Annotated in this window: 23 protein-coding genes; 18 read left to right on the forward strand and 5 right to left on the reverse strand. The window is 67.2% G+C overall.

Annotated elements, in window-relative coordinates; genetic code table 11:
* Nucleotides 1–115: 115 nt before the first annotated feature.
* The 8 genes from ACSQ9I_RS35400 (at nt 116) to ACSQ9I_RS35435 (ending at nt 10,029) form a co-directional block, all read left to right on the forward strand.
* A complete protein-coding gene (locus ACSQ9I_RS35400; protein WP_093110171.1) occupies nt 116–424 on the forward strand; it encodes a DUF485 domain-containing protein in 309 nt (102 codons plus the stop codon).
* On the forward strand, nt 421–2,148 hold the full coding sequence (locus tag ACSQ9I_RS35405; RefSeq protein WP_436294600.1) for a cation acetate symporter: 1,728 nt from the start codon (nt 421–423) through the stop codon (nt 2,146–2,148). The genes ACSQ9I_RS35400 and ACSQ9I_RS35405 overlap by 4 nt, the downstream gene beginning before the upstream one ends.
* A 69-nt stretch (nt 2,149–2,217) precedes the next feature.
* Entirely contained in the window at nt 2,218–3,648 is a 1,431-nt protein-coding gene (locus tag ACSQ9I_RS35410) for a putative nucleotidyltransferase substrate binding domain-containing protein (RefSeq protein WP_436316639.1), read from the forward strand.
* Between the two features lie 15 nt (nt 3,649–3,663).
* Nucleotides 3,664–3,864 carry a hypothetical protein gene (locus tag ACSQ9I_RS35415; protein WP_093110173.1) on the forward strand — a complete coding sequence of 67 codons (201 nt, stop codon included), beginning with the start codon at nt 3,664–3,666 and terminating at the stop codon, nt 3,862–3,864.
* A 1-nt stretch (nt 3,865) separates the two neighbouring features.
* Nucleotides 3,866–6,658: an ATP-binding protein gene (locus tag ACSQ9I_RS35420; protein ID WP_436316640.1), complete on the forward strand. Its 2,793-nt coding sequence runs from the start codon at nt 3,866–3,868 to the stop codon at nt 6,656–6,658.
* Nucleotides 6,640–7,014, forward strand: coding sequence for a response regulator transcription factor (locus ACSQ9I_RS35425; protein WP_093110175.1), 375 nt, complete (start codon nt 6,640–6,642; stop codon nt 7,012–7,014). Before ACSQ9I_RS35420 ends, ACSQ9I_RS35425 begins: the two co-directional genes overlap by 19 nt.
* Entirely contained in the window at nt 7,011–9,191 is a 2,181-nt protein-coding gene (locus ACSQ9I_RS35430; protein WP_436316641.1) for an exonuclease domain-containing protein, read from the forward strand. Before ACSQ9I_RS35425 ends, ACSQ9I_RS35430 begins: the two co-directional genes overlap by 4 nt.
* Nucleotides 9,192–9,363: 172 nt before the next feature.
* A complete protein-coding gene (locus tag ACSQ9I_RS35435) occupies nt 9,364–10,029 on the forward strand; it encodes a TetR family transcriptional regulator C-terminal domain-containing protein (RefSeq protein WP_436316642.1) in 666 nt (221 codons plus the stop codon).
* A gap of 56 nt (nt 10,030–10,085) precedes the next feature.
* On the opposite strand, the gene ACSQ9I_RS35440 is transcribed toward ACSQ9I_RS35435, so the two are convergent.
* The gene (locus tag ACSQ9I_RS35440) at nt 10,086–10,391 is read right to left on the reverse strand and encodes an NIPSNAP family protein (protein WP_436316643.1); all 306 of its coding nucleotides are present in this window, start codon (nt 10,389–10,391) and stop codon (nt 10,086–10,088) included.
* A gap of 553 nt (nt 10,392–10,944) precedes the next feature.
* Entirely contained in the window at nt 10,945–11,193 is a 249-nt protein-coding gene (locus tag ACSQ9I_RS35445; protein ID WP_093110177.1) for a DUF6429 family protein, read from the reverse strand.
* Nucleotides 11,194–11,360: 167 nt separating this feature from the next.
* Here ACSQ9I_RS35445 and ACSQ9I_RS35450 point away from each other — a divergent pair, with 167 nt between their 5' ends.
* On the forward strand, nt 11,361–11,921 hold the full coding sequence (locus ACSQ9I_RS35450; RefSeq protein WP_436316644.1) for a hypothetical protein: 561 nt from the start codon (nt 11,361–11,363) through the stop codon (nt 11,919–11,921).
* A 105-nt stretch (nt 11,922–12,026) separates the two neighbouring features.
* Here the strand turns inward: ACSQ9I_RS35450 and ACSQ9I_RS35455 are convergent, their stop codons facing one another.
* Nucleotides 12,027–13,190, reverse strand: a complete 1,164-nt coding sequence (locus ACSQ9I_RS35455; RefSeq protein WP_436316645.1) for an Acg family FMN-binding oxidoreductase — start codon at nt 13,188–13,190, stop codon at nt 12,027–12,029.
* A 422-nt stretch (nt 13,191–13,612) separates the two neighbouring features.
* Between ACSQ9I_RS35455 and adh the strand changes: the two genes are divergently transcribed.
* Both adh and ACSQ9I_RS35465 read left to right on the forward strand, forming a co-directional pair.
* Nucleotides 13,613–15,133 (forward strand): aldehyde dehydrogenase, encoded by a 1,521-nt coding sequence (gene adh / locus ACSQ9I_RS35460; RefSeq protein WP_093110180.1) that lies wholly within the window; start codon nt 13,613–13,615, stop codon nt 15,131–15,133.
* Nucleotides 15,134–15,135: 2 nt separating this feature from the next.
* Entirely contained in the window at nt 15,136–15,516 is a 381-nt protein-coding gene (locus ACSQ9I_RS35465; RefSeq protein ID WP_093110181.1) for a DUF779 domain-containing protein, read from the forward strand.
* Nucleotides 15,517–15,567: 51 nt separating this feature from the next.
* Here the strand turns inward: ACSQ9I_RS35465 and ACSQ9I_RS35470 are convergent, their stop codons facing one another.
* Together ACSQ9I_RS35470 and pedF are read right to left on the reverse strand one after the other, a co-directional pair.
* Nucleotides 15,568–16,419 carry an ABC transporter substrate-binding protein gene (locus ACSQ9I_RS35470; RefSeq protein ID WP_436316646.1) on the reverse strand — a complete coding sequence of 284 codons (852 nt, stop codon included), beginning with the start codon at nt 16,417–16,419 and terminating at the stop codon, nt 15,568–15,570.
* Between the two features lie 13 nt (nt 16,420–16,432).
* Nucleotides 16,433–16,900 carry a cytochrome c-550 PedF gene (pedF, locus tag ACSQ9I_RS35475; RefSeq protein WP_436317114.1) on the reverse strand — a complete coding sequence of 156 codons (468 nt, stop codon included), beginning with the start codon at nt 16,898–16,900 and terminating at the stop codon, nt 16,433–16,435.
* A 353-nt stretch (nt 16,901–17,253) separates the two neighbouring features.
* On the opposite strand from pedF, the gene ACSQ9I_RS35480 reads away from it, so the two are divergent.
* The 7 genes from ACSQ9I_RS35480 (at nt 17,254) to ACSQ9I_RS35510 (ending at nt 23,634) form a co-directional block, all read left to right on the forward strand.
* Nucleotides 17,254–19,371 carry a sigma-54-dependent Fis family transcriptional regulator gene (locus tag ACSQ9I_RS35480; RefSeq protein WP_436316648.1) on the forward strand — a complete coding sequence of 706 codons (2,118 nt, stop codon included), beginning with the start codon at nt 17,254–17,256 and terminating at the stop codon, nt 19,369–19,371.
* A gap of 245 nt (nt 19,372–19,616) precedes the next feature.
* Nucleotides 19,617–19,691 carry a pyrroloquinoline quinone precursor peptide PqqA gene (gene pqqA / locus ACSQ9I_RS35485; RefSeq protein ID WP_139191749.1) on the forward strand — a complete coding sequence of 25 codons (75 nt, stop codon included), beginning with the start codon at nt 19,617–19,619 and terminating at the stop codon, nt 19,689–19,691.
* Between the two features lie 68 nt (nt 19,692–19,759).
* The gene (gene pqqB, locus ACSQ9I_RS35490; RefSeq protein ID WP_436316649.1) at nt 19,760–20,692 is read left to right on the forward strand and encodes a pyrroloquinoline quinone biosynthesis protein PqqB; all 933 of its coding nucleotides are present in this window, start codon (nt 19,760–19,762) and stop codon (nt 20,690–20,692) included.
* Nucleotides 20,689–21,465, forward strand: a complete 777-nt coding sequence (gene pqqC / locus ACSQ9I_RS35495; RefSeq protein ID WP_436316650.1) for a pyrroloquinoline-quinone synthase PqqC — start codon at nt 20,689–20,691, stop codon at nt 21,463–21,465. Before pqqB ends, pqqC begins: the two co-directional genes overlap by 4 nt.
* Complete coding sequence (gene pqqD / locus ACSQ9I_RS35500; protein ID WP_436307712.1) at nt 21,462–21,716, forward strand: pyrroloquinoline quinone biosynthesis peptide chaperone PqqD; 255 nt, start codon at nt 21,462–21,464, stop codon at nt 21,714–21,716. Before pqqC ends, pqqD begins: the two co-directional genes overlap by 4 nt.
* Nucleotides 21,717–21,724: 8 nt before the next feature.
* Entirely contained in the window at nt 21,725–22,927 is a 1,203-nt protein-coding gene (pqqE, locus tag ACSQ9I_RS35505; RefSeq protein ID WP_436316651.1) for a pyrroloquinoline quinone biosynthesis protein PqqE, read from the forward strand.
* Nucleotides 22,921–23,634 carry an ATP-binding cassette domain-containing protein gene (locus tag ACSQ9I_RS35510; protein WP_436316652.1) on the forward strand — a complete coding sequence of 238 codons (714 nt, stop codon included), beginning with the start codon at nt 22,921–22,923 and terminating at the stop codon, nt 23,632–23,634. Before pqqE ends, ACSQ9I_RS35510 begins: the two co-directional genes overlap by 7 nt.
* Nucleotides 23,635–23,636: the final 2 nt, after the last annotated feature.

Here is a 23,636-nt window from a genome sequence, read left to right on the forward strand (position 1 = left end):
GCGGGTTCCGCATCGTCGACGACATGGCGGTTGCAAACCTTGCGCTAGCGCAACTGCGTGCGCCGTCGCACCGCGTCCAATCGCCGAAGCCAATCCACCCTTCGAGGAGACCTCCATGGAAGACGACCTGGTTGCACGCATCGCCGGCCATCCCCAGTATCAGGAGTTGAGGGCCAAGCGCACGCGCTTCGGCTGGACACTGACGGCACTGATGCTGATCGCGTATTACGGCTTCGTGCTGCTCGTGGCTTTCAACAAGCCTTTCCTCGCCCAGCGCCTGGGCGAAGGCGTCATGACCTTGGGCATCCCGATCGGCTTCGGCGTCATCGTGTTCACCATTGCGATCACCGCCTATTACGTCAGACGCGCCAATGCCGAGTTCGACACCCTGTCGGACGCCGTCGCAAAGGCGGTGCTCAAATGAAGGCCTTCTCCCTGGTCGCACGCCGGGCACTGGCGCTCGCCGCCCTGGTTGCCGCGTCCGCGACCGTCTATGCGGCCGGCGCCGATCTCGGCCAGGCGCAAAAGCAGGCGACGAACTGGACGGCCATCGGCATGTTCGGGCTGTTCGTCCTCGGCACGCTGTTCATCACCAAGTGGGCCGCGTCCAAGACCAAGTCGGCGGCGGATTTCTACACCGCCGGCGGTGGCATCACCGGCTTTCAGAACGGCCTGGCGATCGCCGGCGACTACATGTCGGCGGCATCGTTCCTCGGCATCTCGGCGGCCGTGATGGCGGCCGGCTACGACGGCCTGATCTACTCGATCGGCTTTCTCGTCGGCTGGCCAGTGATCACCTTCCTGATGGCCGAGCGGCTGCGCAACCTGGGCAAGTTCACCTTTGCCGACGTGGCCGCGTTCCGCTTCAAGCAGGCACCGGTGCGCATCTTCGCCGCCTCGGGCACGCTGGTCGTCGTGGCCTTCTACCTGATTGCCCAGATGGTCGGTGCGGGCCAACTGATCAAACTGCTGTTCGGCCTCGAATACTGGATCGCCGTTGCCATCGTCGGCTCGCTGATGATGGTCTACGTGCTCTTCGGCGGCATGACCGCCACGACCTGGGTCCAGATCATCAAGGCCTGCCTGCTGCTGGGCGGCGCCAGCTTCATGGCGCTGTCGGTGCTGTGGCACTTCGGCTTCAGCCCCGAAGCGATGTTCGCCGGTGCCGTGAAGGTCAAGACCGACCTGGCGCTCAAGGACGGCAAGACTGCGGAGGCGGCCGCGGCCATCGGCCAGTCGATCATGGGTCCCGGCAACTTCGTCAAGGACCCGATCTCGGCCATCTCCTTCGGCATGGCGCTGATGTTCGGCACCGCCGGTCTGCCGCACATCCTGATGCGCTTCTTCACCGTGCCCAGCGCCAAGGAAGCGCGCAAGTCGGTCATGTGGGCCACCGGCTGGATCGGCTACTTCTACCTGCTGACCTTCATCATCGGCTTCGGCGCCATCACCTTCGTGCTCACCAACCCCCAGTTCGTCGACGCCCAGGGCGTGCTGATCGGCGGCGGCAACATGGCGGCGATTCATCTCGCCAATGCGGTGGGCGGCAACGTGTTCCTCGGCTTCATCTCGGCGGTGGCCTTCGCAACCATCCTCGCGGTCGTTGCCGGCCTGACGCTGTCGGGCGCCTCGGCGGTGTCGCACGACCTGTATGCGACGGTAGTCAAGAGCGGCAAGGCCGACAGCGCCTCGGAATTGCGCGTCTCGCGCATCACCACCGTCGCGCTCGGCGTGCTGGCGGTGCTGCTCGGCATCGTGTTCGAGAAGCAGAACATCGCCTTCATGGTGTCGCTGGCGTTCGCCATCGCCGCGTCGGCCAATTTCCCGGTGCTGTTCATGTCGGTGCTGTGGAAGGGCTGCACCACGCGCGGCGCGGTGATCGGCGGCTTCCTCGGGCTGGTCTCGTCGGTTGCGCTGACGATCGTCTCGCCCTCCGTGTGGGAGGCGACGCTGGGCTATCCGAAGGGCTCCGCGTTCTTCCCGTACGCCTCGCCGTGCCTGTTCTCGATGACGATCGGATTCCTCGGCATCTGGATCTTCTCGCTGCTGGATTCCAGCGCGCGCGGCGACGTTGACAAGCGCGGCTTCCTGGCCCAGCAGGTGCGCTCGGAAACCGGCATCGGGGCGTCCGGCGCCAGCGGGCATTGAGCGGGTAGTGGACGGGCCGGTAGGCAGGCACACTGTCTACCGGCCCGTTCATTTTTTGTGCCCCGCACCATGACGGAACTGCGCGCAGTCGAAACCCAGCGCGAGATGCTCTCGCTCCTCACTGCGCGCGTGCGCGACGCCCATGTGCGCAAGGCCTGCTACGTCGATGGCGGGCTCGACCTGGTGTCGGTGTGCCGGGTGCTGTCGCAGCAGGGGCTGCGCGACGCGCTGGTGCGGGACGGCCATCGCCTGGGCATCTTCACCACCGCCGACCTGCGCGATGCGCTGCTGCGTCCTGAGGCCCCGGCCGAGCTGGCGGTCCGCGAGGTGGCCCGCTTCGGCCTGGTCGAGATCCACCCCGACGCGGACCTCTTCGAGGCGCTGTGGCTGATGGCGCGCCACCGGGTGCACCGCCTGCTGGTGCGCGACGGCGACACCGTGCTCGGCCTGCTGGACCAGCTCGACCTGGTGAGCTTCGTCGCCAACCATTCGCAGATCGCCGCGCTGCAGATCGACGAAGCCGCCAATGTGGCCGAACTGGCGGCCGCAGCCGCGCGCATCGACACCATGGTCTCGCTGCTGCACGAGGGCGGCATCAAGATCGAGCGCATCGCGCGGCTCGTGGGGGAGCTCAACGCGCGCCTCTTCGCGCGCTTGTGGTCGTTGCTGGCGCCACCCGATCTGGTGGCCAACAGCTGTCTGGTGGTCATGGGCAGCGAGGGCCGCGACGAGCAGATCATCAAGACCGACCAGGACAACGCGCTGCTGCTGCGCGACGGCTTCGCGTGTCCCGATCTCGAGGCCATCGCCACGCAGTTCAATGCCGCGCTGGCCGAGCTGGGCTATCCCCCCTGCGCCGGGCAGATCATGCTGACCAACCCGCTCTGGCGGCAGCCGCTGGCCGGCTTCAAGGAGTCGCTGCGCGACTGGGTATACGGATCCGACCCCGAGGGCCCGATGCGACTCGCCATCTTCATTGACAGCAAGTCAGTGGCCGGCGACGCAGGGCTTCTGCAGGAGGCACGCCGGCATCTGGAGCGCGTCCTCGACAGCGCGGACGTCTTCCTCGCGCGCTTTGCCAGCGCGATCGATCTGTTCGACCACCCGACGGGATGGTGGCGCAGGCTCACCGCACGTCACGACGACGAGACAATGGATCTGAAAAAGATCGGCATCTTCCCGATCGTGCACGGCGTGCGGGCGCTGGCGCTGCAGCGGCGCCTGCGCGTCAACGGCACGGCCGCGCGGCTGCGCTTGCTGGTCGAGCAACAGCAGATCGAATCCGGCCTGGCGCGCGACGTGCTGGACGCGCTGCACTACTTGATGGCGCTCAGGCTGACGCATCAGCTGCGTCAGAAGCAGGCCGGACAAGTGCCAGGCAATGATGTTCGGCTGTCCGAGCTGGGTGCGCTGGAACGTGATGCGCTGCGTGATGCACTGGGCATCGTGCGCCGCTTTCGCGGCGTGCTGCGGCAACGCTTCCACCTCGACGCCTTGTAGTTCAGGCGAGCCACCATGTTCCAAGGCTTGAGATCACAACGCCTGCTCGGCCTCTTCGCACTGGGCTGGCTGCTGCTGAACGTGCCGCTGCTCACGCTGTGGGACCGCCCGGTCATGCTCTGGGGGCTGCCGCTGATGCCGCTCGCGCTCTTCGGCGGCTGGGGCATCCTCATCGCGCTGGCGGCGTGGGTGGCCGAGGCACCGGGGGAGCACTGACATGCTGCCCGCTTCCACGGTCATCATCGCCTCTTTCGCCTACCTGGCGTTGCTGTTCCTGGTGGCGCACGTGGGCGACAAGCGCGCACGCGAAGGCCGTTCGCTGATCGGCAACGCGTGGGTCTACACGCTGTCGCTGGGCGTGTACTGCACGGCCTGGACCTACTTCGGCAGCGTGGGCCGGGCCGCGTCGTCGGGCCTGTGGTTCCTGCCGATCTACCTCGGCCCGACGCTCGCGATGCTGATGGCCTGGATGGTGCTGCGCAAGATGATCCGCATCGCGCGCAGCTACCGCATCACCTCCATCGCCGATTTCATCGCCAGCCGCCACGGCAAGAGCACGCTGCTGGCCATGCTGGTCACACTGATCGCGGTGGTGGGCATCCTGCCCTACGTGGCGCTGCAGCTCAAGGCCATCGCCAGCGGCTATGCGCTGCTCACCGCCGCGCCCGGCGCTGCGCTGCAGCAGCCCTTGGCCTGGTGGCGCGACAGCACGCTGTACATCGCGCTGGCGCTGGCCGGCTTCACGATCGCCTTCGGCACGCGCCACCTCGATACCACCGAGCGGCACGAGGGCATGGTGGCGGCGATCGCCGTCGAGTCGGTGGTGAAGTTGCTGGCCTTCCTGGCCGTCGGCGTTTTCGTCACCTGGCACCTGTTCGACGGACCGGCCGACCTGTTCGGCCGCGCCGCGGCGCGGCCCGAACTGGGCCGCCTGCTGAGCCTTGGGAACACCGGTGGCGCCACAGCGGCCACTGGCTTTGCGGGCGGCCAGTGGTTCGCGCTGACGCTGCTTGCCATGCTCTCGGTGATCTTCCTGCCACGGCAGTTCCAGATGATGGTGGTCGAAAACGTCGATGAGCGCCATCTGCGGCGCGCCACCTGGGCGTTTCCGCTGTACCTGCTGCTGATCAATCTCTTCGTGCTGCCGATCGCACTGGGCGGCCTGCTGTACTTCGGTGTCGGCCGGCAGAATCCCGAGGCCTTTGTGCTTTCGCTGCCGCTGGCCGACGGCCAGCCGGGGCTGGCGCTGGCGGCATTCATCGGCGGCCTCTCGGCCGCCACGGGCATGGTCATCGTCGAGGCCATCGCGGTCTCGACCATGGTCTGCAACGACCTCGTGATGCCACTGCTGCTGCGCGCCGGCCTGCGCACAGCGCACGACCTGAGCGGCGTGCTGCTGGGCATCCGCCGGACGGTGATCGTGGCGATCCTGCTGCTGGGCTATCTCTACTACCGCGTCGCCGGCGAGGACTATGCGCTGGTCAGCATCGGGCTCATCAGTTTCGCCGCCGTCGCCCAATTCGCGCCGCCGATGCTGGCGGGCATGTACTGGAAGGGTGGCACGCGGCACGGCGCGCTCGCCGGCCTGGGCGCCGGCTTCGTGCTGTGGGCCTGGACGCTGATGCTGCCGTCGATCGCCAAGTCGGGTTGGATCCCCGCCGGATACATCGACCAGGGGCCGTTCGGCGTCGCCTGGCTGCGGCCCGAGCAGCTGCTGGGCCTCGCGGGCCTGGACAACCTGACCCATGCGCTGTTCTGGAGCCTGCTGGTCAACACCGCCTTGTACTTCGGCGTGTCGCTGCTGAGCCGCCCTTCCGCACGCGAAGCGAGCCAGGCCTTGATGTTCGTCGACGTCTTCCAGCGTACGGAACGCGGGGCCGCCGAGGCTGGGCCGGTGTTCTGGCGCGGCCGCGCCAGGCTGGCCGATCTGCGCCAACTGGCCACGCGATTCCTGGGCGCCGCGGCTGCCGACCGGCTGCTGAACGACTACGCACGACGCAACGGCCTGGCCGGGCCGGAGCAGCTCGCCGCCGACGCGCGGCTGGTGCAGTTCATCGAAACGCAGCTCGCGGGCGCCATCGGCAGCGCCTCGGCCCGGCTGGTGGTGGCCTCGGTCGTCGAAGAAGAAGCGCTGGAGCTGGATGACGTCATGCGCATCCTGGACGAAGCCTCGCGCGAGACGGCGGCGCTGCGCGCCCATTCGCAGGCACTGGAGGAGAAATCGCTCTCCCTGGAGCGCGCCACCGCAGATCTCAGCAAGGCCAACGAACAGCTCAAGAGTCTCGATCTGCTGAAGGACGACTTCATGTCCTCGGTGACGCACGAGCTGCGCACGCCGCTGACCTCGATCCGCGCGCTGGCCGAACTGATGCTTGACGACCCGGCGATGGACACCGGACAGCGCCAGCATTTTCTCGGCCTGGTGGTGACCGAGACCGAGCGCCTGACGCGCCTGGTCAACCAGGTGCTGGACATGGCGAAGATCGAATCGGGCGTCGCCGAATGGCGCAGCACCGAGGTCGACCTGCGCGCGCTGGTTCAGCAAGCCGTTCAGACTACGCAGGAGCTGTTCCGTGAGCGTGGCGCGGTCGTGGCGCTGAGGCTCCCCGATGCGGTGCCGCCGCTGCAGCTCGACCCCGACCGCCTCACGCAGGTGCTGATCAATCTGCTGTCGAACGCGGCCAAGTTCGTGCCGCAGGGGCAGGGCCGGGTCGAGGTCAGCCTGCACTGCGATGTCGATCGCGTCACCATCACTGTGCAGGACAACGGCCCCGGTGTGCCGCCGGAGCAGAAGGAGCTGGTGTTCGATAAGTTTCGCCAGGGTGGCGATGCCGCGCATCGTCCGCAGGGTACCGGCCTGGGCCTGCCCATCAGCCGTCGCATCGTCGAACACTTCGGCGGCCGGATGTGGCTCGACTCCAGGCCGGGTCACGGCGCATGCTTCGGCTTCGAACTGCCGCTGCACCCCGAGACGCAAGAACTGGAGACACCATGGCCTACAAGGTGCTGATTGCAGACGATGAGCCCAACATCGTGATTTCGCTCGAGTTCCTCATGAAGCGCGAAGGGCACGCGGTGAGCATCGCGCGCGACGGCCAGCAGGCGCTCGAACTGATCCGCAGCCTACAGCCTGACCTGGTGCTGCTGGACGTCATGATGCCTTTCAAGTCCGGCCTCGAGGTCCTGCAGGCCGTGCGTGCCGACGAGGAGATCGCCGCCACGAAGATCCTCCTGCTCACCGCCAAGGGCCGGGAGACCGACGTCGCGAAGGGCATGGCCCTGGGAGCCGATGCCTACATGACCAAGCCCTTCTCCACCCGGGAGCTTGCCGCGCGCGTGCGGCAGTTGCTCAGCAGCTCCGCATGAAGATCGATGCCCACCAACTCGCTGTGGCGCTCGCGCCGGGAGCTCTCCTGGCGCTCCTCGGCTTGGGGCTCGGCGCCATCTTCGCTGCCACGCTTGCGCCAGACGAGCGCGCTGTGCTGGGCGAGATGATCGCGCCGCGCGTGCCCCTGCTGGTGCTGGGCTGGGCGGTGTTGGCGATCGCGCTGGGTGCGCTGGCGCGTCGCGCCCATGCGATCTGGGTGACCGAGCCGGCCCGGCTGGCTGAAGCCGCGCAGGCCACGGCGGCCGGCGGCGTGCCCCACCGCAGCGCGCCCCCCGCGGAGGCGGCATGCGGAGCGGGTGCCCGGGCGCTGGCCGGCGTCGTCGATGAGCTCGCGCGCCAGCGCGACGGCCTGCGTGCCGACATCGACGCCCGGGTGCAGGAGGCCGCGCGCGGCATCGAGCAGGAACGCAGCCGCCTGGCTGCGCTGATGTCGGAGCTCACGCAGAGCGTGGTCGTGTGCAACCTGGACGGCCGCATCCTGCTCTATAACAATCGGGCGCGGCTGCAGTCTCGCGCGCTGTCGTCTGTGCCGGCACTGGCCGACGGGGCGGAGTTGATCGGACTGGGCCGCTCGATCTACGCCCTGTTCGACCGCGAGCTCATCGCCCACGCGCTCGAAAGCGTCCAACGGCGGCTTTTGCGCGGAGCACCCCAGCCCTCGGCGCAGTTCGTCACCAGTTCGCACGCCGGTCAACTGCTGCGGGTGCAGCTGGCGCCGGTGCGCGATCCCTCGGCCGCGCCCGGGGATGCCGCGCAGCTGTCGGGCTTCGTTCTGATGCTGCAGAACATCACCCGCGAGTTCGAGGAGGATGCCGAGCAGGACCGCCTGCTGCACGGACTGACCGAAGGCAGCCGCTCGTCATTGGGCAGCCTGCAGGCGGCAGTGGACATGCTCGAGCTGCCCGACCTGGACGCGCCGACGCGCGAGCGCTTCCTGCGCGTCGTGCACGACGAAGTTCGCGCCATGACGGCGCGCCTCCAGTCGCTCGCAGCGAGCGCCAGCCAGGGCCTGAAGACGCGCTGGCCGCTCGAGGACATGCTCGGCGCCGACCTGGTACAGGCCGCCCTGCGCCTGATCGAGGCGCGCTCGGGCGCGCGCGCCTCCGCGCCGGAAGTCGACGCTGGCCTGTGGCTCAGGGTCGACAGCTACGCCTTGCTCCAGGCACTGGCCTCGCTGGCGACCCGGCTGGTGGACGAATTCGCGGTCAAGCGCGTCCAATTGCGACTGCGCCGCGCGGGCGAACGCGCCCATCTCGACCTGGTCTGGGCCGGCACGGCCATCAGCACCGAAACGGTGACGAGCTGGGAGTCGAGCCCGATGACGGTGGGCGACCGGGCCAGCCCGCTGTCGGTTCGTGACGTGGTCGAGCGCCATGGTGGCGAGTTCTGGTTTCAGCGCGAGCGCGCGCTGCAAACGACTTTCTTTCGCTTCCTGCTCCCGCTCGCTCCACCCCAGGAACAGCTGGAGGCAGCCGCAGTGCTGCGCAGCGAAAGCCGCCCCGAGTACTACGACTTCGACCTGTTCCAGCCCGGCATTCAGGCGCGCGAGCTCGACGAGCGTCGCCTGGTGGACCTGGCCTACACGGTGTTCGACACCGAGACCACCGGGCTCGATCCGTCGCAGGGCGACGAGATCATCCAGATCGGCGCGGCGCGCATCGTCAACGGCAAGCTGCTGCGGCAGGAGAGCTTCGAGCAGCTCATCGACCCCGGTCGAAGTATCCCGGCCGCCGGCATTCCCATACACGGCATCACGCCGGCGATGGTCGCCGGCCAGCCGGGCATCGCCGAGATCCTGCCGATCTTCCACGCCTTCGCCAACGACACCGTCCTGGTGGCACACAACGCCGCGTTCGACATGCGCTTCCTGCAGCTGAAGGAAGCATCTACCGGCGTGCGTTTCGATCAGCCGGTGCTCGACACGCTGCTGTTGTCGGCGGTGGCAAGCCCGCACCAGGCGTCGCACGAGCTGGAAGCCATTGCCGAGCGCTTCGGCATCGCGGTGCTGGGCCGCCACACCGCCCTGGGCGATGCGATCCTGACGGCGGAGGTGTTCCTTCGCCTGGTCCCTTTGCTGGCGGACAAGGGAATCCACACGCTGGGCCAGGCGCGCGAGGCGGCGCAGCGCACCTGGTACGCGCGCCTGAAGTACTGAGGCTGGACATGCGGGACCCGGTTCCAGCGCACGGCTCGAAGCCTGTTTGACACAGCGCAACTCATGACCGCCGCCGCGGCGATAAAACCGTTGTCGCCGCTACCACCCGGAGACCCCGATGAGCCAAACCAGGGATGTCGTATTCCTCTGCGCCGTGAGAAACACCAGGCCAGTGGCTCAGTGTCACGATGCGCCGTCAGAGATCGCGACGGCCCCGGGGCCGAGCCGGCCCGGGCGTTCGCGCAAGCACGCGCAGGTGCTGGACACCATCTACCAGGCGGCCATCGAGGAGTTCGCGAGCGAGGGCCTGGCCGGCGCGACGACCCAGGCGATCGCCGACAAGGCCGGGCTGTCCAAGGCGCAGCTGTACTACTACATCGAGAGCAAGGAAGCCCTCTACCGCCAGGTGCTCAAGGACATCGTCAACGACATGGTCGGCGTCTTCATCTTCAGCGGCGAGGACTTCGGACCGCGCGAGGTGCTGACCGGACTCATCCGTCGCAAGATGCTGTTCTCCTTCGAGCACCCGCTGCGCTCGCGGATTCTCGCCGCCGAGGTGATGCGCGGCGCGCCGGTGCTCAAGACCATGACGGACACAAGCAGGCAGTGCATCCACCGAGCCACGCTGATGATCCAGGACTGGATCAACCGGGGCCTGATGGACCAGGCCGACCCGATGCTGTTCCTGTTCCACCTTTGCGCCGTGACCCAGTTCTACGCCGACCACGTGGCGCAGGTGGCGCACTTCAGGAGCGTGCCGCAGAGCGACGAGGAGGACCGGCGCTATCTGGTCGAGCAGGTGACGCAGTTCTTGCTGAAGGCCGCTGGCGCGCGTTAGTCACCATTCGCTCGGCTGCACGCCGCGTGCGGGCGGCCTGCAAGCCGTAGGCCGATTCATTTGAATACAGGCCTGAAAAAGCTGCGGTCATAGCTGAGGATGCAGCGAGTGTCCTGCGCATACTTGAACGCAGCTTGGCACTCTGGGTCTGTGGCAGACAACGCGCGATATTCCTCGTACGCCGCAAGACTTGGGAACGTGAACATAGCCAGCGCAATGTTGTTCGCGCCTTCCGATGGCAAAAAGTAGCCATGGTGCTGCCCTCCAAACCTTTCGACGAGAGGAATCCAGATCTTTCCGTAGTGCTCGAACTCCTTGAGCTTGAACGGATCGATGACATAGCGCAGGTAGCAGGTGACCATGGTAGTTCCGAGATGCTTAACGTTTGACATGAGGGCTGGCCAGGCCAGTCCGTTCTGTCTGCTTGCGGGCAAACTCTAGCCGACCCGCGAGCGGCTGCTCTTGGCCGAGGGCCGTCCTACCGTGCGCCCGGCCAGAAGGGCCAGAGGCTACCAAGGAATACGGGCGGTCGGCCGGACTCTGGCGATGTCGCGAAGGGCAATTGCCCTTGGCCATTCGTGCCGAGCCGGGTCGAGAGCGAAGCCGGGATTAGCAGTTGCCCTTTTTTGCCTGTCCCGGCGGGCATTGCTTCCCGTATCCGCCACCGGGATATCCCGGACCGTCGGGGTAGACAACGCAGCCCCCGAGCATGGCTGTTGCGAGAAGTGCAGCGACTAGCTTCTTCATGGCGTGGTCCTTCTATCGTTGGCATTCGAGCATAGCCGCCGTGCTTCATGGTCTCGCGCCGTCATCGATGGGATCGCCGTGTAGGACTTGGCGACGCGCCCGGACTTCATTTGGCTGGATTGGGGTAGAGGGTCCGAACGTCCGTGGTTGGGCCGGATTCTGCCGCAGCTATGGCTGCTCCAGCGCCGCCCCGCTGGTCCCGAAGTGTTTGGCCGCGAGCTCCTTGGCGCGGCGCAGGCCCTCGTCAGTCAGGTAGACCGACTCTTGCCTGCCGTGGGGCTCCGTGATGAGCCCCTTGTCGTGTAGACCGTCCATGACTGCAAAGTCATACCGCTTCCACACGCGTCCGTTCTCGAACTCGAAGACGCCAAGCAACGCCAGAAGCGCCTCTTCGACCTTGACCATGTCGTATTTCATGTGCTCGCCCCTCAACGTTCAGCACGACGGTGACCCTGTGAAAGGGCCCAACCTCTGATTGGCTGCGCCCACTGCACGACTGCAGTTCGACTTTACGATGGTACTTTGGTCATTCGGCCTTAGCCCATCCAATATGGCCTGCCTTCAATTCCGGAAACCGCACAGAGATGAAAGCAAGCAAGAGTAAGGAAGCCGCGTCCTGGAGTGACGTCAAGGCCAGACTGACCCACTTCGACCACGACGGTCTGGTCGGCTTGGTGCATGACCTGTACACGGCCAACAAGGACAATCAAGTGTTCCTTCACGCCCGTTTCGGGCTGGACGAAGATGTCCTGGAGCCGTACAAGACCACCATCAACCGTTGGCTCTGGCCCGACATGTTCCGGAACCAGAACGCGTCCGTCGCCGAGGCCAAGAAGTCCATCGCGAATTTCAAGAAGGCCATTGGCCAACCGGCGGGTCTGGCAGAGCTGATGGTCTTCTACTGCGAGCGCGCGTCAGGCTTCAGCGTCGAAGTCGGCCTGCAGGACGAGGGCTACTTCAGTGCGCTGGTGCGAATGTTCGAGCAGGCGTTGCAGACCATTGCAAGACTGCCGGATGCGCAGCGGCCCTTGTTCATGGAACGACTGGATGCTGTGTGTCGCATCAGTCAGAACATCGGTTACGGAGTCGGCGAGGCCATGAGCGACCTGCTGACCGAATACGACAACATCTCACGACGACGTTGAAGATTGGCGTCTGGCCGAATTCTGTCGAGGCGACGAGGCTGGCGACGTAGAGCGTCGGTCTCACCTCTCATGTCCCGCATGATGGTTGTCGTCGATAACGAGCCCTCACGCGCGAATCAGCTGCGCTGCCAGGCCACGGCGCGGCGCAGGACCGACCGGCGGCGCATAACCCACACGCGCCCACATCTGCACGGTCCGCTCGGGTAGCGGCACGGCCAGCAGGCGCCGAATGTCGGCGTGGGGTCCGGCCTGCTCGGGATACTCCTGCAGGGCCTGCTGCAGCGGCTGCAGCGCCAGGCCCTGCCCGGTCGCGGCGAGCTGCACCCGCGCATAGGCGCGTCCCGCGTTGACCTGGGTCACCCGGTCGTTGCCCTCGGTCACCATCCAGAGGAAGCCGGGCGTGGACGCGAGCTTCTTGCCGAAGTCCTTGATCTGGCTGGTGGTGGCGAAGGCATCGGACACTGGCGCCTTGCTGCGGTCGAACAGGCCGATGCGCTCGAGCAGCACCACCGTCGGGTCCAGCATCGACAAGCCGTCACGGTGCTTCTCGATCTCGGCGGCGCCGACGCGCAGCACCTTGTACGACTCCAGGATCGTGCGCGGCGTGCTCAGCTCGATGCGCCAGGCCTCGGCCGCGATGGCGCGATGCTGTTCCAGCGCGTCGGCCCGGTCCGCGCCGACGAAGCCGAAATGCAAGGGGTGCGGCCCCACTGCTTCGACCATCGCCTTCCAGGCCTCGGCGGGCACCGGCCGCTGCAGGTCGTACAGGCTGCGGTTGGTGCGGCGCGCGAGGATCTGCGCGAACAGCGGGTCCTTGCGCGTGGCCGCATCGGGCATCAGGCGGATGCGCGCCACCGGTCGCTGATCGAGCTTCTCCGGGCCGAACGCACCCTCGGGAAACAGCGTGATGTCGGCACGCAGCCCGCGCTCGCGCGCCGCGATGTCGAGCAGCTCCAGGAAGGTGCCGTGGCTCATCATGATCTGGCGCGAGAACGGGTCGGTCTCGGGCAGCAGCCGGCCAAGGTCGCAGCGCAGCACGATCTCGTCCGGCGTGCGCAGATCCACCAGCCAGGACTGCAGGTTGTGCGAGTGCGGCGCCAGGATCGCGTAGCCGAGGATCCAGCGGCGCGGGTCGGCCTCCGGCCCCGGCCCCTGCCACGGCTCGATGGCCGCAGCGGGCATCTGCTGGCTGCAGCCGGCGAGTGCCGCCGTCGCCGCAGCGAAGACGAAGCCGCCTCCCGCAACCCGAACGAACTTGCGACGATCCATTGCGACTCCTTCGGCCATCTGCCGCGCGCCTGTGCATGGGATGCTGCGAATCTTGATGTTCAAGTACGCAGGTGGCAAGCGCACCGCGCGGCGCGCTTGAGCAAGATCAAGGTAGGGCACCTTGGCGCCGGGTGGAGGAGCTCGGAGCTGAAGGCCGCTGGCGTGCGCCAAGTCGGTACTGCGCGGCTGCACGTGCAACGTGATCCGTTTTGCAGCAGTTGCTCCTCTACGGCACAGCCGCCCGCTGGAGCAACGACGACGCACCGCGCGAGCCCGGCGGAAAAACTCCATGCCTGACAACGGCTTGCGTCGTCCGCGATGAGGCCGCCGCGGCGTGGCCCGCGCTTTGCACTGAGTCGCTCCGCGGGCCGCGTCGCGTCCCGCCATCCGCTTTTTTTCAACCACCCGACTGGAGACGACTCATGGACATGGCAGAAATGACCCACCTCGACATTGCGAACCCGTACAAGAAGCAATACGGCAACTACATCGGCGGCGAGTGGGTTGCACCGATCGACGGCCAGTACTTCGACAACCTGACACCGATCACCGGCCAGGCCTTCACCAGCATCCCGCGCTCGAACGCGAAGGACATCGAAGCCGCGCTCGATGCTGCGCACAAGGCGAAGGCGGCCTGGGGCTGCACGTCGCCCACCGAACGGGCCAACGTCCTGCTCAAGATCGCCGATCGAATGGAGCAGAACCTCAAGACGCTTGCTGTGGCCGAGACGATCGACAACGGCAAACCGCTGCGCGAGACGATGGCGGCCGACATGCCGCTGGCCATCGACCACTTCCGCTATTTCGCCAGCTGCATCCGCGCGCAGGAAGGCGGCATCAGCGAGATCGATCACGACACTTATGCCTACCACTTCCATGAGCCGCTGGGCGTGGTCGGGCAGATCATTCCGTGGAACTTCCCGATCCTCATGGCGGTGTGGAAGCTGGCCCCCGCACTGGCCGCAGGCAACTGCGTGGTGCTCAAGCCGGCCGAACAGACGCCCGCCTCGATCCTGGTGCTGATGGAGCTGATCGGCGACCTGCTGCCGCCCGGCGTGCTCAACGTGGTCAACGGCTTCGGGCTGGAGGCGGGCAAGCCGCTGGCGTCGAGCAAGCGCATCGCGAAGATCGCCTTCACGGGCGAAACCACCACCGGCCGGCTGATCATGCAGTACGCGAGCCAGAACATCATCCCCGTAACCCTGGAGCTAGGGGGCAAGTCGCCCAACATCTTCTTCGAGGACGTCATGGCGGCGGACGACGCCTTCTTCGACAAGGCGCTCGAGGGCTTCGCGATGTTCGCGCTGAACCAGGGCGAGGTCTGCACCTGCCCGAGCCGGGCGCTGGTGCAGGAGTCGATCTACGAGCGCTTCATCGAGCGCGCGATCAAGCGGGTCGAGGCCATCAAGCAGGGCCATCCGCTGGACCCGTCCACCATGATCGGCGCGCAGGCCTCGCAGGAGCAGATGGAGAAGATCCTGTCGTACATCGATCTGGGCAAGCAGGAAGGCGCGCAATGCTTGATCGGTGGCGAACGCAATACGCAGGTCGGTGAACTCGGCGCTGGCTACTACGTCAAGCCCACGGTCTTCAAGGGCCACAACAAGATGCGCATCTTCCAGGAAGAAATCTTCGGCCCGGTGCTGTCGGTGACGACCTTCAAGACCGAAGAAGAGGCGCTGGAGATCGCCAACGACACGCTCTACGGACTGGGCGCCGGCGTGTGGACCCGCGATGGCGCGCGTGCCTTCCGCATGGGCCGCGGCATCCAGGCGGGACGCGTGTGGACCAATTGCTACCACGCCTATCCGGCCCATGCGGCCTTCGGCGGCTACAAGCAGTCGGGCATCGGCCGCGAGAACCACAAGATGATGCTGGACCACTATCAGCAGACCAAGAACCTGCTGGTGAGCTACAGCCAGAACAAGCTGGGATTCTTCTGAAGATGCCCGAAGACGGCGTCAGCCGCGTGTCCGCCACGCCGGCCGCGCAGGCGCTCATCGAGCGCCTGCGCGCCGTGCACGGCCCGCTGATGTTCCACCAGTCCGGCGGCTGCTGCGACGGCAGCGCACCGATGTGCTTCGCCGCCGGCGAGTTCGTCACCGGCGATTCGGACGTCTGCCTGGGCGAGATCGCGGGCACGCCGTTCTACATGAGCCGGGCCCAGTTCGCGTATTGGGAGCATACGCATCTCATCATCGATGCGGTGGCGGGCAACGGCGGCATGTTCTCGCTCGAGCGGCCGACCGGCCTGCGCTTTCTCACACGCTCGCGCCTGTACGACGACGCGGAGTGGAAGGTGCTCGAAGCGCGCGGAAGGCTCTAGCGCCGCGGCGCAGCTCACGCGAACCCGGCAGCAGGCTGCCGGTTCCGCGCGTCATGCGGCTTGCCACGCGAGGTTGCCGTGCTCGAAGATCTGACGCAGCCGGCCGCCGGCCGCGATTTCGTTCACCGCGCGCTGCAGCGCCTGCGCCAGCTCGGTGGCGTCACGCTTGACGGCCATGCCGACGGCCCATCCGTCGCGCGGCGCCCGCGGCGAAGGCATCGGCGCGATGGCGAAGCGCGGGTCGCCGCGCAGCACCGACTCCATCTCCGAGGCCAGTCCTGCGGCCACCGCCACCTCGCCGCGCAACAGCGCGCGCGCCGTCTCGGCGCCGTCCTTCCATTGCGTGATCAACTGGCTCCGATAGGCGCCGCCATCGGCGCCGATCAGCAACCAGCCGGCGAGCGACTGGCCAGGCACCGCCACCTTGTCGGCGCCCAACTGGGACAGCGTCTCGAGCCGCGGCACGCGCTCGAGCTGGCGTGCCATCACGACCTGATCGCGGTAGTACGGCGCGAAGATGCTGACCTGCGGGTTGCCTTCCATCAGCGGCCGGTCGACCGGCACGTGCAGCAACACGTCGGCCGGGCCGTAGCCGAGGTAGTGGCCGCGCCACACCATGTTGCGCAAGTCGTCGTTCATGTTCTCGTCGGCATGGAACGGCAGCAGCGAGAGCTTGACGCCCAGCGATTCGGCCAGGGCGCGCGCCAGCTCCACGTCGATGCCCTGGCCGCCGACGTGGAACGGCGGCATGTCGTGGTAGAGGCCGACCGTCAGCGCGCCGCGCTCGCGCACGCGCTCCAGTGGCGTCGCCCGCAGGTGCAGCGGCGCACATGCCAGGGCTGCGGCGCCGGACACGCCCAGCAAGCGCAGGCAATCGCGACGGCTCGGTGTCTTGGGTGTCATGGTCCCTCCCCGCCTAGAACGGCTTGTCACGACGCGTTTCGAGATAGGCCTTGATCGCCCAGATGGCTTCCTGGTTCATGACCCCTTCGAACGGCGGCATGTACACCGCGCCGTTGCGCGTGCGCCCCTGGCGAACTGTCGTGAGATAGAACTCGTCGATCTCCTTCACGCAGGCGGCCTTCTTGGCGCTGTCCTTGAGCGCTGCGCATTCGTTGTCGATCTTGCGCAGGTCGGGCGCGATGCCGCCGGAGATCGCTTCCAGCCCATGGCAGCGGGCGCAGTTCTGGTTGTAGGCCGACGTGCCGATCTTGACGGCTGCGTCGTTGGCCCGGAACGGGTTCTCGGGACGCCACTCCTGGCCGAGCTTCGGCAGCGCCGACGTGTCGACCGCCTGCGGCGTCACGTCGCCGTGCGCCCATACGGCGGGGCTTGCGGCGCAGGCGGCGATGGCCAGCAGCCAGGCGCCGTGGCGCAAGGCCATGCGCCCGCGCCGGTGGCTGGGCGGGGTGGGTGCGGCCGGCAGATTTCCGTTTCGCTTCATGTCAGGTCTCCGTCATGGTCGTGTTGAAAGATGAGCTCGGTCTGCAAACGCCGTGCCACCCGCCGGTGTTGCAGGCGGGAACACAAATTGCCTGTGATCGATCGCCCAGTTGCTCCAGATCAAGCCGCACGTGCGGCACTGCGGCATCCTTGCCACTTTGGCCGGCCTGCTTTGCAACAGACCCGGAGAGCTGTGCCAAAACGCAGCAGTGCCACGCAGCTGGTGTCAACGGCCCGGCGCGCGGTTATTCGACGGAGACATCCTGCCTCGGCAGGCGCAGAGGAGACACAAAGATGTCCGCAACCCATCGCGCCTTGGTCACGAACGCCAAGACCTGGACGACGCCGTCGGCATTGCCTTTCGTGCGGCAGGCCGGGCGCACGGAACTGATCGAGCAGTCGCATCAGCGCTGCGCCGCGCTAGGGTTGACCCGCATCGAGCGCCCCGACTTCGAACCCCTGATGCGCAGCGACCTCAGCGTGGCGCGGGAGCGCAACCAGCGCCTGTTCACGCACGCGGCGCCGGTGATGGAGATGCTGTTCGAGCAGATCGTCAACACCGAGAGCATGATCGTGCTGGCCGATGCCCAGGGAACAATCCTGCACTCGGTCGGGGACGACAAGTTTCTCGAACGCGCCGGCAAAGTGGCACTGTCGCCGGGCGTCAGCTGGGCCGAGCATTCGAAAGGCACCAACGCCATCGGCACGGCGCTGTTCGAGGAGTCGCCCACGGTCGTTCACGGCGGCGAGCACTTCATCCATGCGAACAGCTTCCTCACCTGTTCGGCGGCCCCGATCTTCGATCCGCGCGGCAATATGCTCGGCGTGCTCGACGTCACCGGCGACCAGCGTTCGTATCACCAGCACACCATGGGGCTGGTGCGCATGTCGGCGCGCATGATCGAGAACCAGTGGTTGTCGGACGACTTCGGCAACCGGCTTCGGCTGCACCTGCACAGCCGCGTCGAATTCATCGGCACCTTGCTCGAAGGCATCATCGTCGTCGGCGCCGATGGCAAGATCCTCGGCGCCAATCGCAGCGCGCTGGACCAGCTCGACATGAGCAGCGCGGCGCTGCGAATGCAGAGCCTGACCAGCCTGTTCGGCACCACCGTCCCGGCCATGTTCGACCATCTCCGGGCACCGCTGTCGACGCCGATGTGCCTGAGCCTTTCGAATGGGCGGCAGTTCTATGTCAAGGCCCGCTTCAACGGCACGCCGCGCTCGATGATGGCCGGCCTGGGCGGCGACGAACCGGCATCGCAGGCCGTCACGGCCCGCGAAGCCGTGCCGGTCGACGCGAACCCGCCGCGCCATCCGGCCGACGCCGCGGCCGCGCCACCGAGCGCTTTCTCGGGCCTGCACTACCTGAAGACCGGCGATATGCGGATCGAGGCGATGGTGCAGAAGGTGCAGCGCGTCCTGAACCGCGACATCCCGCTCCTGATCCTCGGGGAAACCGGCACCGGCAAGGAGTTGCTCGCGCGCGCGGTGCACCAGGACTCGAACCGTTCCAGGCAGGCCTTCGTGGCCGTGAACTGCGCCTCCATCCCCGAGTCCCTGATCGAGGCCGAGCTGTTCGGCTATGAAGACGGCGCGTTCACCGGCGCGCGCCGCAAGGGCGCATGCGGGCGCATCGTGCAAGCCAACGGCGGCACACTGTTCCTCGACGAGATCGGCGACATGCCGCTCGCCCTGCAGGCGCGGCTGCTGCGCGTTCTCCAGGAGCGCTGCGTGATGCCGCTGGGCAGCCAGAAGTCGATTCCGGTGGACATCGCCGTGATCGGGGCGACCCACCGCAACTTGCGCGAGATGATCGAGGCCGGCACGTTCCGCGAAGACCTGTACTACCGCTTGAACGGGCTGGTCGTGCGCCTGCCGGCGCTGCGCGAGCGCAGCGATCTCGGCGTCGTGGCACGCCGCATCCTGCTGACCGAGTGCCCGCATGGCACGCCGGAGATCAGCCCGCACGTGTCGGCGCTGTTCAGCCGCTACGCATGGCCCGGCAACATCCGCCAGCTCGCGAACGTGCTGCGCACGGCCGCCGTGATGGCGGCCGGCGCGCCGCAGATCACCGAGCATCATCTGTCGGACGACTTCCTCGAGGACGTGCAGCGGGTTCGCTCGTCCATTCCCGCAGCCGCCCCGGCCATCACAACCCCGGCGGCGAGCATGCCGCTTGACGTGCCCGCGCCGGCGTCCGTGGACCGACCCGCCGAGCCGACCGTCGTCGCCCCGCCGGCCGAGACCGCCTACGACGGCACGTCGTCACTCACGCTCGGAGAAGCCGAGATCGAGATGATTCGCGCGGCCCTTGCGGCGGCGAACGGCAACATCTCCATTGCGTCGAAGCGACTGGGCATCAGCCGCAACACCATCTATCGCAAGCTGCGCTGGGGCAAGGGCGGATGAACACCCGGGCACGGGAAATCCCTGTGCCATCGCTGCGCGCCACTGTCCCCGGATGGAGCAGTCGCAACACAGCATTCCCCTTGCTTGCCCTTCGATGTCGCGCAGAGCCGGCCGCGCACGCCTGCGCCTAGGGGCAAGCACCAGTTTTTTGGGCCGGCGTGCCACAGGCATGCGTCTTGCGGAACGGCGTGTGTCCTCACGGCAATCCTGCCCGGACTTTGGATGGCAACCCCAAGGAGACTCTCATGCAATGGTCGCAACCCGCATTCGAAGACATGCGCTTCGGTTTCGAAATCACGATGTACATCTCGAACCGCTGACCCGCTCGACTCAGGCGGCGGCGCCTCGCATGCGATGCGCCGCCGCCGGTCACACCAGACACCTTCCCATGAAAATTCTCGTGCTCGGCTCGGGCGCCGGCGGCGGCTTCCCGCAATGGAACTGCAACTGCCGCTTGTGCGCCGGCCAGCGGCAAGGCGAGCTGAGCGCGCGTGCGCGAACGCAGAGCTCCATCGCCGTGTCGGCCGACGGCGACTCGTGGGTCCTGCTCAACGCGTCGCCCGACATCGGCCAGCAGATTCGCAGCCATCCGCAGCTCCACCCGCGGCAGGGGTTGCGCGACACGCCGATCAAGGCGGTGGTGCTGATGGACGCCCAGATCGACCACGTCACCGGTCTGCTGGGTCTGCGCGAAGGCCCTTGCATCGACCTCTATGCCACGCCCTGCGTGTTCGAAGACCTCACCACCGGCCTGCCGCTGTTGAACGTGCTCCAGCACTATTGCGGCACGCGCTGGCACATGCTGCCGGTGGCGGGCGACCGGGTGAGCGCCGAGTTCGAGATTGAGGGCTTCGCCTCGCTGCGCTTCACTGCGCTGGCCATCCCGGGCAAGGCGCCGCCGTATTCGCCGCACCGTCGCGAGCAGATGGTCGGCGACAACATCGCACTGCTGATCGAAGACCGGCGCGATGGCAGGCGCCTGTTCTACTCGCCGGGCCTCGCCGAGGTGGGCAACCAGGAGCTGCGCTGGATGAGCGACGCCGACTGCCTGTTGGTCGACGGCACCTTCTGGGAAGAAGACGAAATGCAGCGTGCCGGCCTGAGCGGCAAGACAGCCACCGAGATGGGTCACCTGCCGCAGAGCGCCAGCGCCGTGCGCACCGGCATGGTCGACGTGATGCGGGCCACGACCGCACGACGCAAGGTGCTCATCCACATCAACAACAGCAACCCGATCCTCGACGAAGGCAGCCCGCAGCGCCGCGTGCTGGAGGCGCACGGCATCGAGGTGTCCTACGACGGAATGGAGATCACGCTGTGAATACCGAACTGTTTCAGAGCGCCCCGCCGGCCGCCGATCAGGGCGACGCACGGGAGCCGTGGAGCGCTTCGGCCTTCGAGGCCAGGCTTCGCGACTGCGAGAAGGACTATCACATCCACCACCCGTTCAACAAGCGCCTGAACCGTGGCGAACTGCGGCCGTTCCAGGTTCGGGGATGGGTGGCGAATCGCTTCTACTATCAGGTCAACATTCCGCAGAAGGATGCGGCGGTGCTGGCCAACTGCGCCGACCGTGCGGAGCGCCGGCGCTGGATCGAACGCATCCTCGACCACGATGGCCGCGGCGACTTCGGCGGCGGCAATGCGGGCGGCATCGAGGCCTGGAGCCGTCTCGGCGAGGCCGTCGGCCTGCGCCGCGAAGACCTCTGGTCGCATCGCCATGTCCAGGCAGGCGTGCGCTTCGCCGTCGACGCCTATGTGAACTTCGCGCGCAGCAGGCCGTGGGAAGAGGCGGCGATCTCGTCGTTGACCGAGATGTTCGCGCCGAAGATCCACGCCGACCGGCTGGCGGGCTGGCCGACGCTGTACCCATGGATCGAAGCGGATGGCCTCGCCTACTTTCGCCATCGCATCCCGCTCGCCACGCGCGATGTCGAGCACGGGCTCGAAGTGGCGCGGCGCTGGTGCAGCACGCGCGCGCGCCAGGAGCGCGCGATAGCCATCCTGCAGTTCAAGCTGGACATCCTGTGGTCGATGCTCGACGCCATCGAGCGCGCCTACCCCGACGACCTGTCGCTGGAGTCGCGGCCATGAACGCCAGGCCCAACGTGGCGACAATGTTCCGGCTGCAGTTCGAGCCGGCGCAGGACAGCTGGGTGCTGCTCTATCCGGAAGGCATGGTCAGGCTCAACACGCCAGCCGCCGAGATCCTGCGGCGCTGCGACGGTTGCCGCTCGGTGGACCAGATCGTGGCGGAGCTCGAACTCGCGTTCGGACAGCCCGGGCTCGCCGACGACGTCTGCGCGTTTCTCAGCCAGGCCAGGCAGCGCGGCTGGCTGCAATAGAGGCGACGATGCAAGCCGCCGCCAACAGCACCACGACCCGGCCTCCCATGTGGCTGCTGGCGGAGCTGACCTACCGCTGCCCGCTGCATTGCGTGTTCTGTTCCAACCCGGTTGACTACGCCCGGCATGACAGCGAGCTGGACACCGCGATCTGGAAGCGCGTGCTCGGCGAGGCGCGTGCGCTTGGCGCCGTGCAGCTCGGCTTCTCGGGTGGCGAGCCCTTGCTGCGCGACGACCTCGAAGAGCTGGTCGCACATGCGCGCCAGCTCGGCTTCTATACCAACCTCATCACCTCGGGCGTCGGCCTCACCGAGGCGCGCGCGAAGGCACTGAAGTCGGCCGGGCTCGACCACATCCAGCTCTCGTTCCAGGACTCGACGCGCGAACTCAACGACTTCATCAGCTCGACCCGCACCTTCGAACTGAAGTCGAAGGTCGCCGCGATCATCAAGGCGCAGGGATACCCGATGGTGCTGAACTGCGTCATGCACCGTTTCAACCTGCCGCACGTGAGCCGAATCATCGACATGGCCGAGCGCATGGGCGCCGACTACCTCGAACTCGCCAACACGCAGTACTACGGCTGGGCCTGGCAGAACCGCGCGGCCCTGATGCCGACCGTCGACGAGCTGCGCGACGCCGAGGCGGTCGTCATGGCGCACCGCGAGCGCCTCGACGGCCGCATGAAGGTGCTGTGGGTCTCGCCCGACTATGCCGACGCCAAGCCCAAGCCCTGCATGGCCGGCTGGGGCTCGCTGTTCATGGTGGTGGCGCCCGACGGCAGCGCACTGCCATGCCACAGCGCGCGCATGCTGCCCGGCATCGCGTTCCCCGACCTGCGCCGTACCTCGGTGCGCGAGGCCTGGTACGAGAGCGACGCGTTCAACCGCTACCGCGGCCAGTCGTGGATGAGCAGCACCTGCGGCGACTGCGACGAAAAGGACCACGACTTCGGTGGCTGCCGCTGCCAGGCCTTCCTGGTGACGGGCGATGCCGCGGCCACCGACCCGGTGTGCCCGAAGAGCGAACACCGCGGGCGCATCGATGCGATGCTGGCCGATGCGGACACCGAGCGCGCGCACGCCGGGCAATGCGGCATGCCGGTGCAGCCCTTGCGCTTCGTTCCGGGCGCGGCGAGGCAGGCCGGGCTGATCTACCGCAGCGACGAGAATTCGCGCGCGCTCTCGGCTTCGCAGGCCGCGCCATGCTGAAAGTCCACCAGCTCACCCAGCGCTACGGCGCGCGAGTGGCGCTCAATGCGCTGAGCGTCTCGATCGCACGCGGCAGCTTCGCGGTCATCCTCGGGCCCAACGGGGCCGGCAAGTCGACGCTGTTCCAGGTGCTCACAGGCCTGTTCGCGGCCGATGCGGGCGATGTGGAAGTGGCAGGCCTGTCGATGCGCAACGACGCGCGACGCGCGCTGGCGCACATCGGCGTGGTGTTCCAGCAGCAGTCGCTCGACCTCGACCTGAGCGTCGCGCGCAACCTGCAGTTCCACGCCGACCTGCAGGGCCTGCCGCGCGCAGCGGCCGCCGAGCGCATCGCCTTCGAGGCGGCGCGCTTCGGCCTCGTGGCCGACCTGGGGCGGCGCGTGCGAGAACTCTCGGGCGGCAGCCGGCGCAAGGTCGAACTGGTGCGCGCGCTGCTGCACCGGCCCGAACTCCTGTTGATGGACGAGGCCACCGTCGGCCTCGATCCGAAGTCCCGCCGCGACCTCATCGGTGGCCTGCACCAAGAGGTGCGCGAGCGCGGCGTGACGGTCCTGTGGGCCACCCACTTGGTGTCCGAGGCCGAAGGCGCCGACCGCGTGCTGGTGCTGCACCGTGGCGAGTTGCTGGCCGAGGGAACACCGGCCGCAGTCACCGCGGCTCTCGGCGGGCCGACGCTCGAGGCAGCCTTCCTCAATGCCACCCGCTGAGC

This window comes from Variovorax sp. LjRoot84 (genome assembly GCF_964254305.1).
GTDB lineage: Bacteria > Pseudomonadota > Gammaproteobacteria > Burkholderiales > Burkholderiaceae_C > Variovorax.